Raw genomic sequence first — 13840 nt, forward strand, 5'->3', positions numbered from 1 at the left:
CGACTTTTTAAGGAGGGTGTTATAAGTATCTTATTGTATTTTTTACTTTCCGCCGGCCCTATAGCGGGGTTAACCCCCGATAGTGATTATCTTGTGTATTACGGGGAATGGAACGACGACATTTTGTTTAGGGCAAAGGATTTTGACCTTGTTATTCTGGAGCCCTCCGCTATTTCTGATGAACAGCTTCAAAGTCTCAAAAAGGGGCATGATGGGATTTCTGGGACCGATGATGATGTGATTGTAATTGCCTATCTTTCTATTGGAGAGGTAGATTCTGGAAATATTGTCGGAGATGGAAGAGGTCCCTGCTATTATGACACTCTCAGTAGCTCAATTATCTACACCAACAACGGTTTTGCCTCTTTTTATCTTGATGATGCCGACCACAATGGACTCCCTGACAGAAATGGAACTTGGGGAAGCTACTATGTAAACGCAGGTGATACCCTGTGGTGGCAATATGTTGACGCCAGGGCCGATGCTTTACAGGCAAGGGGATTTGACGGATTTTTCCTCGATACCATTGATACCGCAAACCCCTGGGGCCCTTACTTCTGGACCTATCGTGGTATGTCTCAACTTATTCAACATTTAAGAGAAAGGTATCCTCAAAAAATCCTCATTGCAAATAGAGGGCTTTTCTATTTTTCACCGAACTGGTATCAAAATACACCTTACAATATCAGGCCCTACATAAACGGACTTTTATTCGAAGATTACTACACTTCCTGGGACTGGCAAGCCGACACGGGTATCGTCTCACCCGATTTTGAAGAAAACAGAAACAATTGGGCAGTATGGGTTAATGAAGAGGCTTCACAACCTGACGGGTTCACTGTCTTTGCCCTCGATTACCTTAACCCTTCTCAGTCCTCTTATGAAACGATGTTACATAATCAAATTCAATATACCATAGTGGAGAACCACTGGCTCTCCTATGTAACTTACATACTTCTTGATACCATAACCTACGGCGTATTCCACAATCACCTCGAAGACCACAACCCACCTACTTGGAAAAGTCACATTGGGGTTTACGATATAAATTACCAGGGTGACTCCATTGAAATTCTTGCTGGCCTTGCCGAAGACCAAACGCCCCCCGTTAATTACTACGTGTACTATTCAACTTCTCCCTTTAATTCACCTGAAGAAGCCGCAGACTCCATTGGTCCCTTAACATATCAAGTGGTAAATAATCTTGTCCGCTTTCGCATACCAGCCCTTCCACCTGGAACATATTATTTCATGGTTAGGGCAAGGGATAATTGCAATCCGCCACATGAGGATAAAAACACGACACTCAAAGAATTAATCATCCAATGCGTAAAGGAAAAGGGCGAAAAAGTCCTTTTTTCCAAAGATGGTACTTTAGACCTTTCATCCATTTCAAACCTTTTAGGTGATATCGATTACTTAGAAATCTACTCTGCTACTGGACAAATCGTATTTAAAGCAAAATCGGCCCCACAAAAAGAAATCACTTTGCCTCAGGGCGTTTATCTGGGAAAGGTAAGACAGAAGGGCAGAGAATTAATCTTTAGAATCATCGTTCTAAATTAATTTAAGATCGAAACAGGTTCAATTAATATCATCAAGCTCAAAGAAGATGCAAATTGTTCTTAAAACAAATAGATAAGTGCTCTATAAGCTCCGAAATTTCTTTAATTAAAACCTCTCTTCCTTTCATCATCCCTGTGCAATTTTTGCATCCCTTCGCGTTTCCTCAACATTACATCTACTCCAACGATAGCCTATTATTGTTCTGATAACCATTGGAGGCTTCTCATTTTTGTTGTAAGCCCTGTCGAGCTTCCTTTGCAATTTGATTATTGCTTCTTTTAATTTCACTATCTTCAGGGGATTACTCAATAACGCGTTGCTCCTCGCTCATAGTACAAAAGGATGCAGGATAGTGGTCGTTTTATTATTTTGTTATTTTTGGTGAAGCAATCCCATTTCAAGTAGATAAACTTTGAGGAATGCCGTTCACCTTATAAAAACGTGAAAAACCTCTGCAGTTATAAACACATTATATTTATTGAAATTCAAGGAAAAATGCAGGACTGCTTTATGGATACGATTACAAAGAAGCATCCCTTCAATCACTGAGCACATTTTTTAACATAATGCATACGGCAAAAGAAAACAACCTTGCAATTATAAAAACCTCTTGGAGGCATGTAGAGTGATAGGAAAAATTTTCCAAATGAATACTATATCTTAAAACTTCCAATGTACCCTGAATTTAGAGGCTCAGGCTTTGGCACAAAACTTATGCTTCATGCAGAACAGACTGCAAAAAGAAGAAATCTTAAATACACTTCACTTGATATAGAAAAGGAAACTGCTGTAAATCTATAAAAAAACTTTAAGCTACAAATTATTAATGAATAACACTTACCCTCAACGCAATTCACTTTTTACCGAATGACAAAAAGTTAGGCGAGGCGCTTCTCCTTCCCAAAAAAAAGGAATATCAATGTCCCCAAAATGCCAAAACTAAACGCCGTCATAAAATTTACCTTTGGGCTAATGTTCCACAAAAACCCTGCTGAAAATGCCGCAATAGATACAATTACATCGCGAATAAGATAGTATGTGCCAAATGTCGATGCCTTTGCATCCGCTGGTGCAAGGTCAAGTATGAGGGATTTTCTTGTAGGTTCACCAAATTCTTTCAAACCCCTTATTATAAATGCAGCGACAAGCGTTTCGAAAGTCCTTGAGTAGTAGATAATAAGAGGGAAGATTGTAAAAAAGATAAATGTTATTACAACAAAAGGTTTCTTGCCAAATTTGTCTGCAAGGTACGCAATCGGTATATACACAAGCATTGCTGTTGTCATCTCAATTGCTGTAAGCACACCAAATTGAAGCGCACTAAAATGAAGGTAATTAACAACCCAGATTACAACAAATGCATATGGTATTTGCTCCGCAAACCTGATGAGGATGTCAGATATAAGCAATACCCTAAGTTCTGGGTTTATCCCCGAAAAAGGCTCTTTTAGGCTCATCCCCTTCCCTTTAATTGAAGGGTCCTCTGCCATATATTTTCTAATAAAGAAGATAGATACAAGTGCAAGGACAAGCGCACACAAAAAAGCAACCTTTACACCAATAACCGTCCCATAAACGCCTATGAGTGCTCCACCAAGTATGGGACCAAGCCCCATAGGTATCCTTCTTACAAGAGAATGGAGGGAAACACCCATTGTTTGCTTTTCCTTCTTCACGGATTTAGAAACAAGGCTCATAATAGCAGGAAGCGAAATTGCACTCCAGGAAATAAAGAAAACTGCGCCAATAAGCACTGCCTTCCATCCCGGGAAGATTATGACAATAAGATAGCCAATCATTGCCATTACAATAAAAACAATTAATGACTTTTTGTAGCCAATCCTGTCGCTTAGATACCCTCCGGGGAATGCATAGAGTGCACCCAGCAGGTTATCCATCCCATTTAAAAATGCAACAAATGCAGAAGATCCACCTACCGCAACAATGTAAAGCGGTAGAAATCGCTCTGCCATTCTCTCACCAAGCCCAAGGAATATCACCATTATGAGCATGGTGATCATTGTTTTATTCAAGCCAAGAAAATCAATTATTCTTTTTAAAAAAGGCTTTTTCGTTAAATCCATATTTATTTGCAATTTTCCTTTGCTAATTTCAATTTTAAAAACGCATAAAGTGCATCATAAATCAGAAATTGTCTTTCAAGATTCTCGATGTCATCAGGAAACATCAGCGAAAATCCAGAGGCAATCGCTTCAAGCCCAGGCGCATAAGGATCCGCATGGAGATTCCCAGTGTCCGCCGCATTAACAATATCTGCCATTCTTTTAAGAACGGGGTCTTTCAAGCCATATTTTTCCAGGATTGTAACAAAACTGCAGTGTCCATCCTTATGCCCCAACTCCACACCTTCCGCGTCAAATGGAATCGCTCCTGTTTCTTCTGCTATTTTCTTTACCATTGATGGTGCAACAAACAAAAACTCAGCCTCTGAATCAATAAACCTTTTTATAAGCCAAGGACATGCAACCCTATCAACATGCACATGTGCTCTTGTTACCCATTTCATAATCGCCTCCTTATAAAATCGTAAGTTGCTAAGTCTTATTTTATTACTTTTTACAAAAATAGCAAAATTTCAAAAAATTCGGTGTTTATGAAATATCCATTCAATTAAAAGATCTTTGTTCAATCCCCCGATATGAAGTCATGCATTTTTAACGATACTAATTTCACAAACTATGTATTCCCAAAAATCAAGTATATTTAAACGATCGCCTATTATTGGTCCGACGCCCATTGGAGACTTTACTTTTCTTGTAAGCCCTGTCAAGCTCCCTTTACAATTTGATTGTTGCTGTTATTTCACTATCTTCATGGTATTAATCAATAATACGTTGCTCCTCGCTCATAGTACAAAAGGATACAGTATAGTTGTCGTTTTGTTATTTTTGATGAAACAATCCCATCTTTAGTAGATTAATTTTGAGGAATGCCGCCTCCTTGCCCTTTCAAACCTAACTCCTTATAATTCAATAACATGCTTTTTGTTTTATCTATTCTTGGGATTTTAGCGGGCTTATTTTTGTTTACCAAGCCCGTTTTTCTTCAGAAAAAAGCAAAAAAGCAAGATCTTTTCTTGTCAATCATTATACCCGCAAGAAACGAAGCCCACAACCTACCCAATCTCTTAAACAGCCTTAAAAAACAGACCTACAAAAATTATGAAGTAATCGTTGTTGACGACCAATCCAAGGACAACACTGCACAGGTCGCCAGATCCTTAGGCGCAAAGGTTATCGAAATTAAAGACAAACCGAAGGACTTCTTAGGAAAGCCCTTTGCATGCTATACGGGATATAAAAGGGCGAAGGGTGAAATCCTTCTCTTTGTGGATGCCGATGTCCGTTTCGACTCTCCTTGCGCCCTCGAGAAAATTGTTGGAGAACTGGAGGATTTTGAAGGTGTTATTTCCGTTTGGCCATATCACAACATAGTTCATTTCTATGAAAATTTCAGTGCTATTTACGCCATTATTTCATCGATGGCCTCCCGGAGCTTTTCTCTCATTTCAAAAAGAGTCACAATCAAAGGACTTTATGGTCCCTTAATTGCAATAAAACGCACTCACTACGAAGAAATAGGGACTCACGAGGCCTTAAAGAAGGAGGTCGTTGAAGATTTCAAACTGGGAAATTTACTTGCAAAAAAGGGCATCCCCATAAAAAACTTCCTTGGTGGGGAAGACATATCTTTCAGAATGTACCCTGGCGGTTTTAAAGAGCTCTGGAAAGGTTGGACCAAAAATTCCGCCCTCGGGACAGCAACGGTAGATTGGGGAATAGTTATACCGATACTAATCTTTCTATTGGGCTCCTTAATACCATTTCTATTTATCACAACGCCACCCTTCCATTATATTTACATAATGTACGCAGCCCTCATTTTCCATTTTCTTAAAAGAGTCGGAAACTTCTGGCCCATAGTGCCTGTTATTTACCCCCTCTTTGTTGCCTTTACCCTTTCAGTAATTGCTTACTCCTTCTATGCAACTCACGTACTCGGTGCTGTTGAGTGGAAAGGGGTAAAGATTTCCACAAAAGGCTAATTAAACAGGCTGTTCTTCCAACCTTAACTTATAAACTACCCTGAGAAATCGGATTCTATTGTACCTCTGGATTATCAAAAAGGGAAGATTAGTTACAAGCACAAAGATCAAAAGATAAATACTGGCAGAATAAGGATTCCACAAAAGGGAAACAGGATAAAGCAAAATTGGAATCCAGTGGGTTAGCTCAGCCCTGCAGGTCTCAAGGATAAATCTCTCAAAATAATTGAGGTCTTTCATCTTTTGCAACTTCTTCTTATTAAAGGGATTGAACTTGAAAAATTCCCCACACTCGGGAAGCCTATCTTTCCATTTCTTTATGGCAAAAAGAGTAGTGTAGAGCCGCCCATCAAACTCAAACTTCCTGGGCCTAAAAAGAAAATTATTGGCATCATAAAACTCCGGTGGAATAAAATGGACAATAATTCCCGCAAAAAACATCACCACAAGCCAGAAGAGAAAGTTAATTATAAGTAAACTCATACCTTAGAAATTTTAAGGAACAAAAAGCGAACTGGAAAGGAGAAGTAAAAGGCACTCTTTAACCTCAACTGCCCAATTTTTCTTGTTAAAGGACATCTCTGGTCGTAAATTGGAAATAAATGTGTAAATTTCTTACAAATCCCGTTCTATTTTACATAGCAGGACGGAATGTTTTTTTAACAAAATTTTTAGCTGAAAGCACCTTTTAAATTCACTCTCTAAAACCGTTTCAAAATTCCCACATCTCAACATTATGTTTAAAACTAAGCCTTTTCACCCATTGGCTATCTCTGCATTCTTCCATAAAAACTTCAAAAGTTGAACCTCGCCCAAGCTTAAAAGTTTTAAGAACTTCACCGTTGAAAATACCTTTATTCTCACCCCATCAATCTCTGATTATGTTATTTCCTTTCGCCTTTGAACCCGCAGCAGGTAGAAAAACTGCCTTCGAAAATTAAATCATTTTCTACGAATCTTTAACTTTTCATATTGACCCGTTTAAGCAATTCCGCCCATATTGTAAAAGAAAAACTCTTCTCCTTTTCAGCGCCTCTTTTAATCAAATAACCTTCCAAGTTTGAAAACTCTTTACAACTTGAATTCAAACCGCAACTTTTATAATTTATCCGGGAGGTTATATGGAGCTCACAAAAGAGGGATCTTACATTGCAGTGGTAATGGAACACGGTGAAGACCTGGCGGGCAATTTGAAGGAGATTGCCGAAAGGGAAAAGGGAACTCCACTCCTTGTGATTGCCTCTGCCCTCGGAATGCTGGAGAAGATAAGGATGGGCTACTGGAATGGTAAAAACTACGAAATTCACGAAATTGATGAGCCATCGGAACTTCTCGGAATTTCCGGATTAATTACACCTAAAACCGATCCTAAATATCATCTCCACATCATTGTAGGCCTAAGAAACGGTCAAGTAATGGGAGGCCATTTCATCGAAGCCCGCATTTGTAACACCCTCGAAATGTTTTTAATCACCTATGACATACCAGTAATTCGTAGGGAAGATGGAGGACTCAAAAAATTGAGATTTGTAAAATAAGCATAAACAATTCTTAGCTCTTGAAATTACGGAAGGGGGATTTTATAATTATATTACGTGGGCCCGTAGCTCAACCGGCAGAGCAGCGGACTCATAATCCGTTGGTTCGGGGTTCGAGTCCCTGCGGGCCCACATTTTATTTTGGACCTATTCAACGGTAACACTTCCTGTAACTGTCTCGACAAAAATCTTAGCCTTAGAAGGCTCTTCACCTTCTTCCTTTAGACCCTTTTTGATTCTCAGCGGGAGTTTATCAACACCCATCTTTTTAAGCTCAACATCACCGGATACCGTTTTCAGATTGACAACCCCACGAAGCCAGGTCGGTGTAATGGTACAAACTATATCTCCGTTTACCAAATCTACCTTTACCATGTCAAACTCAGTTTTTTCACCAAGTTTAAGGCTTCCATTAATTCCACTGACTTTTAGGACCTTACCCATCGCTTCATCAATTTCAAAGTCCCCATTGACAAGTGAAAACTCAATATTTTCCTTTGCAATGAGGCTCTCCGCCTCCACATCCCCATTGACCACGGAAAGTTCAAAGTTGTTAAGGTCCAAATCTTTAAGCTTTAAATCTCCATTCACAAGATTAATCTCCACGTCCTTCATCTTGAGACCTTCAATGTCTACATCCCCGTTGACATTCTCAATTGCTAAACTAAGACCCTTTGGAATCCTAATCTCCAATTTCCCTTCATACCCTTTTTCGCTCCAAAACCCACGCACCCTTTCTGCTACGCTCCTTTTATCCCTGATAGTCAAAATTCCCCTTTTACCAAGTCTCGAAAAATTGTACTCAATGGAGTCAGGGAAAAACTCACCCTTCTTACCGCTTATGAACATCTGCGATTCCATTTTGTTATCTAACCCTTCTTTCACATAGATATCGAGCCTTTTTATCTTATCCACTTTGATCTCGATCGACTCTATGCCTTTCAAGTCTTCATTAAGGACAAAGGTGGAGGAACTATCGAGCACCGTTTCACTTTTTACTATATTCCTTCTAAACCTGTGGACCCTTTCGGTACTCCTTGGCGGAAAGATGATTAGCAAAAGAAAGATCAAAAGAAAAATTACGGCAATGATGCCCCTTGCAACCTTGTCTTTTACGATCATTTCAAGGCCAATTAAAACCAGTATAAGTGGCCAGAATCTTCCAACGATACTCCAAACGCTCTCGGTAATGAATCCAAAGTTCTTCAAAAGAAAAAGGACACCAAAAATCAGGAATAAAATTCCGAGCCATATCTGCCCGCCTCTTTTTTTCATGGCTACCCCTCCTTCCTATTAAACCCTTTGACTATCACCCACACGCCAAGGATAATGAGGAAAACGGGCCACACTTTTTCAAAGGGAAGGAAAAGCCCAAAGTAGTTTTTAACAAGAAAGTAAAGGCCAAGAAGTACAAGGAAAATACCACCGACAACTTGTACGTTTGGGCTACTCTGCTCTTCAACCCCACCTTCTTCTTTCTTTTCCTCTCCATCCTCTTCTGGCACAACAATCCAGGCAAGAATGTAAAACAAAATCCCAAGACCATCGGCAAGAGCAAGGAGGACCATAGCAAGCCTTATAAGGCTGACATCGATATTAAAATAGTCAGCGAGCCCTGCACAAACCCCACCTAACACTCTCCCCTTTGCTTTTCTCCTGAATTTCTTCATGTTACTCCTCCCTCGGTATTATTATCCATGCCAGGAGGTAAAACAAAAGTCCACCTCCCCAGGCCAATATCAGTGCTATTAAAATCAATCTTACAAGGACAACATCCACGCCGAAATATTCGGCAAGCCCAGCACATACCCCCCCTAACACCCTGCCCTTTTTCTTTCTCACCAATTTTTTCATCTTTCCCTCCTATTCTTCATCAACTTTTGAAAACTTTATGATATTAAAATTTCCGTAAACCTTCAAAATTCCAAGTGGGTTTGAAAACTCAATCGATTTATCCTCGACCCTAAGCCTGTTTAGGAGCCCCGTTCTGTGAAGGGTAACCTTATTCGTGGAAACTATCTCTGAACCCTCAGCATTGAAAAGGTAATCAATTTTATTCACATAACCACTAATCTTGAAGGTCCCTCCTATTATCGTAATGTCACCGTAGTCCTCTGCTCTCTTACCGGAAACGGCTGATGCGCCTCTAAACTGGCTAATATTCAAAAGGTAAACCTTCGCACTTTCTGTGTAAACAGAAAAAGAGGAGAATCTCGAGTTTAAATTAACCTTCAGGGTATCAATATGTTCAAGATTTATTTTGATTTTGGAAAATTCTGCATAGAGGTCCAAGGAGAGATTTCTCACATCCGACGAGAGGTAAAGTCTAATCCTTTTACTGGTCAATGGTGGCAAACTACTTGAAAGGTCGCCAAAGTCGTAGACCAGTTCACCCTTTGCAGGGTAAGCCCTGGGGAGAGCCCCGAGGGCGTAGGTACTCTCCCCAGGCTGGATGATAAGCTCAATACCCTGCAATCTGCCTTCGATACGGAGGGTAGCCTTTTCCGCAGGAGGCAATAAGGTTCCAAAAAGGAGAAAAATAGCCCCTATCATATCTTAGTGTTAAACCTCATATAGTATTTTATCTGGTTTGATGCCTTATCCCTTGTCACAAATACGCTGCAACCGTTAAAGATGTTGATTCCCCCAAGGAAATCTCCATAGAACTTTCCATCAACAAAACCACCGTAGACTCCAACAATGAAGTCGATGAATTTGGTTGGCACAATTAAATACTCATGGGCGAGGACAAACTTTTTGGGTGAGAAATAGCCTGTGGGATAACCCGGGAGGGTCGTTGGGCCACCGAGGGTGAAACCATATGGGAAGCTATCACAATCGGTGTAGCCAGCGCTTATCTTATGGTAAAACTCCACAGGAGAAATTTGGGTTTTCCCTTCTAAGTCTGCCTGAATCCTCAAAACCTTTTTATCGATTGGAGTTTCAAGGTAATATTCCCCTGAAAATCTGGCAAAGTCACTGTATCCCAGTTCGAGCTTTACCATTCTGTTCAACCCCTCAGGAACCGCAGGATTTATTCTATAATTTTTGTCTTTATAGAATAAGGAAAAGTTCGTCCTTACCTTCAAACTCTCCTGTTTCCTCTGGACGTAGGAAATCTTAGTTCCAAAGCTCTTCACCCTTGTAGTCAGGTAAAGATCAAACCCCTTAGATTTGTAAAAATCCTGAATATCATCCTTAAAGAGTAAAGCCTGCCACGTATTCTCGCCCCTCGTTACCTTCCAGAAGTCGGGGTAAGTATGGTAGTTGTATAAAGAAAGCCCGGTCCCAATATTCACATCTTTTATCGGGAAGAACTTTTCCACATCTAAATAGTACTGAAACTTTTTCGAGGCAGTCCCATAACCAATGGCAACCGTGTATCTACCCCAATCCTTCACCGCGTCAGAAGACGGGAAGAATAAAAGACCATCTACTCTGTTAAAGGAAAAAATTGGGAAGTATGGCTCAAAATGCACAAAGACCTCTTCCTTCTTGTTCGTGGTTTTTGATACGTTCACGAGATTTTCAATTTCGAAGGGAATGTCAACAGAACCTGAAACCGAACTTACATTATAAGAGTAAAGGCTATCCACGTAAAGGGTATCGGGCTTCTTGATTGTAATGTCACCCCTCACACTGCTAACAGTTACACGACCGGGGATAAAATCGAGTTCCACGTCTCCATTCACTGAAGTTACTTGGATTGTAGGCAATATACCGGGATCTGGCTCCAGTTCAACGTATATATCGCCGAAGACATTTAGTAACACCAAGTTCGCTATGGGCTTTCCTGATACTTCAATATCTCCCTTGACATTCGTGGCATTAACCAGTTCACCACAGTAAGGGACATTGGCCACCACTTTAAAATCAGAAAAGATGCCGCTCAAAGAAATCTTTTCTGTGGTTGCGGGTATTTCTATTTCCAGGCTCTTCTTGCCCTCTACCTTGATTACGAGTTCCCCGTCCTTTAATTCCGTGCTGTATCCTTCCTCTTCAGAGAAATCCACTCCATCAACGCTGTCAATGACGACGGATACTTGGTGTCCTGAGGATTTAAACTCAGGACCACTCTCTCTAATTGTAACACTTTTTACATTTTCTGCAGATATTTTACTGAGTAACAACAATGCCAATAGCAGGTTCATACCTACACCTCCACCTTTTTGTTGAACAGTATGATCCCACTTACGATAAGGACGACACCAGCAAGAGCTCCGGCCGCCAGCCCTTGATAATTTGTGCCGCCCATTATCGTAAAAGTCTCTCCCCCTATGGTATGAAGGATGGGAGCCTGATCAGGCAAAAAACCGAATACCCTTTTAAAAATGGCTATAAGCTCCGACAATAGATAAAGGTAAACAAAGAACAAAACTGCATTTACAAAGAAATTTTTTGTTTTTAGCGAAAGTACAAGAATCTCATAAAACTGGAACACAATAAAAAGGAAGAGAGCCAAAAGGAAGAAATTGAAGGCGATATAAGTAATCGTCTTTACCGCTGAAATAAACTCCGCCTTTCCAATGGCCTTTGTAATAAGCATGTAAAAGAGTGGAATGTGAGAAAAGAGCGTAATACAAAGGGAAAGGAAAAGCACTTCGGTAAAAAATGCCAAAAATTTAGAGGTGACAATTTCTCGTCCATCAACGGGAAGGGATAAGAGAAATTCTAAAGTGTTTCGATCCTTTTCCCTTTTTAAGGAAGAAAAACCTCGATAAATCGCATAACCAAGAACCATTATGAAGGAGAAGACTACAATCAAAATCGATAAAAAAGCGAGGCTCCGGACATCTTTAAAGTTCTTAACTAAGCCGTAAATTGTCATAGCGAGAATGAGCCCTGCAAAAATCAAAGTGTTAATAAAATTTTCCCTGATATCTTTCCAGATAAGTTTTGCTATCATGACAAACCTCCAAACACATCAAAATACATGGCCTTTACCGATTTTCCGTATTTCTCCCTTAGTTCCTCACAATTTTCGTCAAGAACCACACTACCTTCCTTAAAGAAAATGACCCTGCTGAAAATCTCCTCGAGTCCTTCGACAAAGTGGGTGGAAATTAAAGCAGTCCTCTCACCCCCGATCAGGAATTCCTTTAAAAGGTTGAGAATCCTTTCCCTTGAGAGCATGTCAATACCTGAGAAAGGCTCGTCTAAAAGCATCACTTCGGGTGACCTTGAAATGGCCATAATCACTTTAAGCCTCTGCCTGTTCCCCTTTGAAAGTTCTCCCACCTTCTTATCCAGATCAAGACCTTCCTTTCTTAATAGTTCCTTCGCCCTTTCAACGTCCATATCAGTGTAGAAAGATTTCAGGAAAACAAGAAGCTCTTCGATCCTCATCCATTTGTAAAAAACATCGTTTTCCGAGACGTAGGCAATATTTTTTTTTACCTTTTTAGAGACAAACCCACCTAAGACTTCAACGTACCCCCGAGTCGGCTTTACAATCCCCGTGAGAATCCTTAGGAATGTGGACTTACCACTTCCATTGGGGCCACATATGCCCACAATCTCACCCTTCTTTATCCCCAAAGTAACATTTTGAAGGGCAATAACCGTACCATATTTTTTGTAAAGATTGGCAACTTTAATAACCTCGCTCATTCGAGCATCTCCTTTAAAAGGTCAAAAATTTCTTTCTTAGAAATCCCCAATTCTTCCAGTTCTTTTCTGTACCTTTCCACGAGTTCTTTGACCATGGTCTCTTTAATTCTTTCAACGATGTTTACATCCTCATTAACGAAATTCCCCTGTCCCCGCTTTGTAAAAATAGCACCTTCCCTCTCCAGCTCTTCGTATGCCTTTTGAACGGTGTTAGGATTAACACCGAGGAAAAGTGCCATATCCCTAACGGAAGGAATCTTATCGCCGGGCTTTAAAATACCACGTACGATGAGTTTTTTCACAAAATTCATTATTTGCAAGTATATAGGCAGGTTTGGATCGAAATTTGGTTTTTTCATTTTATCAAGTGTCATAGTTTAATAATACACTATTGCACTCGAACTGTCAAGAGGGGGTACCATTGGGTTTGCAAGAACTTAGAAAAATCAAGGAATTCAAGATTTTTAAACTTCATAAATTAAATACAATTTCGCACCACAAGATCTAATGCTCAGGTTTTTGTCCAGAGGACGGAGCTTCGTGAAATTTGAAGATAACATTCAACAAAAGTTAAGTTAAATCGCGTTGAAATTTAAGCATGTATAAGAAGTGATAAAATGGAAATAGGTAAACAATACATTTGTACCTCCTGAGGGTCCGTGAGGAAACCATAAACTACCCCCTACGGAGCGCCTGGATCGAAATCCTTCTTTAATGTATGTTCCTATTGCCCGGTGTAGTCCATTCATTATGTCGCCTTGCAAGCAGAAAAAAGGGTTGCCATTTATGCTAGAGGGATAGGATGAACCTTTTAGAAACCCACTGTACCCCAGATTTACCGGTAGAAGCACTTAGAGAAATAAACAAGTCTTTGTGAGAGTTTAATTAAAACAAGGGCAAGTTCCTTTGAAAAAGAATACCCCGAAAAATTTACTGAATGAGCTTGACATTTGAAAACTCTTTAAACTGAAAGTGTTATTAAATAGTAGCAAAAACCACCATTTTCAACAACTGGCACCGATAAGGTAGCCTCTTGTAAGAACCGAACAACCATAAAAGA

15 protein-coding genes, 1 tRNA gene and 1 pseudogene are annotated in these 13840 nt (G+C 40.0%); 5 read left to right on the forward strand and 12 right to left on the reverse strand.

Features of this window, described 5'->3' with window-relative positions:
- Positions 1–33 precede the first annotated feature (33 nt).
- Positions 34–1566 carry a T9SS type A sorting domain-containing protein gene (locus ABIM45_06410; GenBank protein ID MEO0239536.1) on the forward strand — a complete coding sequence of 511 codons (1533 nt, stop codon included), beginning with the start codon at positions 34–36 and terminating at the stop codon, positions 1564–1566.
- A gap of 126 nt (positions 1567–1692) precedes the next feature.
- Here the strand turns inward: ABIM45_06410 and ABIM45_06415 are convergent, their stop codons facing one another.
- Entirely contained in the window at positions 1693–1854 is a 162-nt protein-coding gene (locus ABIM45_06415; protein MEO0239537.1) for a hypothetical protein, read from the reverse strand.
- 366 nt (positions 1855–2220) lie between these two features.
- On the opposite strand from ABIM45_06415, the pseudogene ABIM45_06420 reads away from it, so the two are divergent.
- Positions 2221–2367: pseudogene (locus ABIM45_06420) on the forward strand (GNAT family N-acetyltransferase).
- 77 nt (positions 2368–2444) lie between these two features.
- On the opposite strand, the gene ABIM45_06425 reads toward ABIM45_06420, so the two are convergent.
- Together ABIM45_06425 and ABIM45_06430 are read right to left on the reverse strand one after the other, a co-directional pair.
- Positions 2445–3650 carry an MFS transporter gene (locus tag ABIM45_06425; GenBank protein ID MEO0239538.1) on the reverse strand — a complete coding sequence of 402 codons (1206 nt, stop codon included), beginning with the start codon at positions 3648–3650 and terminating at the stop codon, positions 2445–2447.
- Between the two features lie 2 nt (positions 3651–3652).
- Positions 3653–4093: a chromate resistance protein ChrB domain-containing protein gene (locus tag ABIM45_06430; GenBank protein ID MEO0239539.1), complete on the reverse strand. Its 441-nt coding sequence runs from the start codon at positions 4091–4093 to the stop codon at positions 3653–3655.
- A gap of 471 nt (positions 4094–4564) precedes the next feature.
- Between ABIM45_06430 and ABIM45_06435 the strand changes: the two genes are divergently transcribed.
- Positions 4565–5632, forward strand: a complete 1068-nt coding sequence (locus ABIM45_06435; protein ID MEO0239540.1) for a glycosyltransferase family 2 protein — start codon at positions 4565–4567, stop codon at positions 5630–5632.
- Here the strand turns inward: ABIM45_06435 and ABIM45_06440 are convergent, their stop codons facing one another.
- Entirely contained in the window at positions 5633–6115 is a 483-nt protein-coding gene (locus ABIM45_06440) for a hypothetical protein (GenBank protein ID MEO0239541.1), read from the reverse strand.
- A 638-nt stretch (positions 6116–6753) separates the two neighbouring features.
- On the opposite strand from ABIM45_06440, the gene ABIM45_06445 reads away from it, so the two are divergent.
- The gene (locus tag ABIM45_06445) at positions 6754–7170 is read left to right on the forward strand and encodes a DUF296 domain-containing protein (protein MEO0239542.1); all 417 of its coding nucleotides are present in this window, start codon (positions 6754–6756) and stop codon (positions 7168–7170) included.
- A 59-nt stretch (positions 7171–7229) separates the two neighbouring features.
- Positions 7230–7302, forward strand: a tRNA-Ile gene (locus ABIM45_06450).
- Between the two features lie 15 nt (positions 7303–7317).
- Here ABIM45_06450 and ABIM45_06455 read toward each other — a convergent pair.
- The 8 genes from ABIM45_06455 to ABIM45_06490 are packed head-to-tail and all read right to left on the reverse strand — an operon-like array spanning position 7318 to position 13154.
- Entirely contained in the window at positions 7318–8445 is a 1128-nt protein-coding gene (locus ABIM45_06455; protein ID MEO0239543.1) for a DUF4097 family beta strand repeat-containing protein, read from the reverse strand.
- 2 nt (positions 8446–8447) lie between these two features.
- The gene (locus ABIM45_06460) at positions 8448–8840 is read right to left on the reverse strand and encodes a PspC domain-containing protein (GenBank protein MEO0239544.1); all 393 of its coding nucleotides are present in this window, start codon (positions 8838–8840) and stop codon (positions 8448–8450) included.
- Between the two features lies 1 nt (position 8841).
- Positions 8842–9024, reverse strand: coding sequence for a PspC domain-containing protein (locus tag ABIM45_06465; protein ID MEO0239545.1), 183 nt, complete (start codon positions 9022–9024; stop codon positions 8842–8844).
- A 9-nt stretch (positions 9025–9033) separates the two neighbouring features.
- The gene (locus ABIM45_06470; GenBank protein ID MEO0239546.1) at positions 9034–9723 is read right to left on the reverse strand and encodes a hypothetical protein; all 690 of its coding nucleotides are present in this window, start codon (positions 9721–9723) and stop codon (positions 9034–9036) included.
- Positions 9720–11321: a hypothetical protein gene (locus ABIM45_06475; protein ID MEO0239547.1), complete on the reverse strand. Its 1602-nt coding sequence runs from the start codon at positions 11319–11321 to the stop codon at positions 9720–9722. The genes ABIM45_06470 and ABIM45_06475 overlap by 4 nt, the downstream gene beginning before the upstream one ends.
- A 2-nt stretch (positions 11322–11323) precedes the next feature.
- Positions 11324–12076 carry an ABC-2 transporter permease gene (locus ABIM45_06480; GenBank protein ID MEO0239548.1) on the reverse strand — a complete coding sequence of 251 codons (753 nt, stop codon included), beginning with the start codon at positions 12074–12076 and terminating at the stop codon, positions 11324–11326.
- On the reverse strand, positions 12073–12780 hold the full coding sequence (locus tag ABIM45_06485) for an ABC transporter ATP-binding protein (GenBank protein ID MEO0239549.1): 708 nt from the start codon (positions 12778–12780) through the stop codon (positions 12073–12075). The genes ABIM45_06480 and ABIM45_06485 overlap by 4 nt, the downstream gene beginning before the upstream one ends.
- Positions 12777–13154, reverse strand: coding sequence for a GntR family transcriptional regulator (locus ABIM45_06490; GenBank protein ID MEO0239550.1), 378 nt, complete (start codon positions 13152–13154; stop codon positions 12777–12779). Before ABIM45_06490 ends, ABIM45_06485 begins: the two co-directional genes overlap by 4 nt.
- Between the last annotated feature and the right edge of the window lie 686 nt (positions 13155–13840).

It is taken from the genome of candidate division WOR-3 bacterium (assembly GCA_039803545.1).
GTDB lineage: Bacteria > Hydrothermota > Hydrothermia > UBA1063 > UBA1063 > UBA1063.

Excerpts from the sequence above, each read along its gene's own strand:
- ABIM45_06425 (MEO0239538.1), bottom strand. The coding sequence starts at position 3,650 with ATGGATTTAACGAAAAAGCCTTTTTTAAAAAGAATAATTGATTTTCTT.
- ABIM45_06430 (MEO0239539.1), bottom strand. The coding sequence starts at position 4,093 with ATGAAATGGGTAACAAGAGCACATGTGCATGTTGATAGGGTTGCATGT.
- ABIM45_06435 (MEO0239540.1), top strand. The coding sequence starts at position 4,565 with ATGCTTTTTGTTTTATCTATTCTTGGGATTTTAGCGGGCTTATTTTTG.
- ABIM45_06440 (MEO0239541.1), bottom strand. The coding sequence starts at position 6,115 with ATGAGTTTACTTATAATTAACTTTCTCTTCTGGCTTGTGGTGATGTTT.
- ABIM45_06445 (MEO0239542.1), top strand. The coding sequence starts at position 6,754 with ATGGAGCTCACAAAAGAGGGATCTTACATTGCAGTGGTAATGGAACAC.
- ABIM45_06455 (MEO0239543.1), bottom strand. The coding sequence starts at position 8,445 with ATGAAAAAAAGAGGCGGGCAGATATGGCTCGGAATTTTATTCCTGATT.
- ABIM45_06460 (MEO0239544.1), bottom strand. The coding sequence starts at position 8,840 with ATGAAGAAATTCAGGAGAAAAGCAAAGGGGAGAGTGTTAGGTGGGGTT.
- ABIM45_06465 (MEO0239545.1), bottom strand. The coding sequence starts at position 9,024 with ATGAAAAAATTGGTGAGAAAGAAAAAGGGCAGGGTGTTAGGGGGGGTA.
- ABIM45_06470 (MEO0239546.1), bottom strand. The coding sequence starts at position 9,723 with ATGATAGGGGCTATTTTTCTCCTTTTTGGAACCTTATTGCCTCCTGCG.
- ABIM45_06475 (MEO0239547.1), bottom strand. The coding sequence starts at position 11,321 with ATGAACCTGCTATTGGCATTGTTGTTACTCAGTAAAATATCTGCAGAA.
- ABIM45_06480 (MEO0239548.1), bottom strand. The coding sequence starts at position 12,076 with ATGATAGCAAAACTTATCTGGAAAGATATCAGGGAAAATTTTATTAAC.
- ABIM45_06485 (MEO0239549.1), bottom strand. The coding sequence starts at position 12,780 with ATGAGCGAGGTTATTAAAGTTGCCAATCTTTACAAAAAATATGGTACG.
- ABIM45_06490 (MEO0239550.1), bottom strand. The coding sequence starts at position 13,154 with ATGACACTTGATAAAATGAAAAAACCAAATTTCGATCCAAACCTGCCT.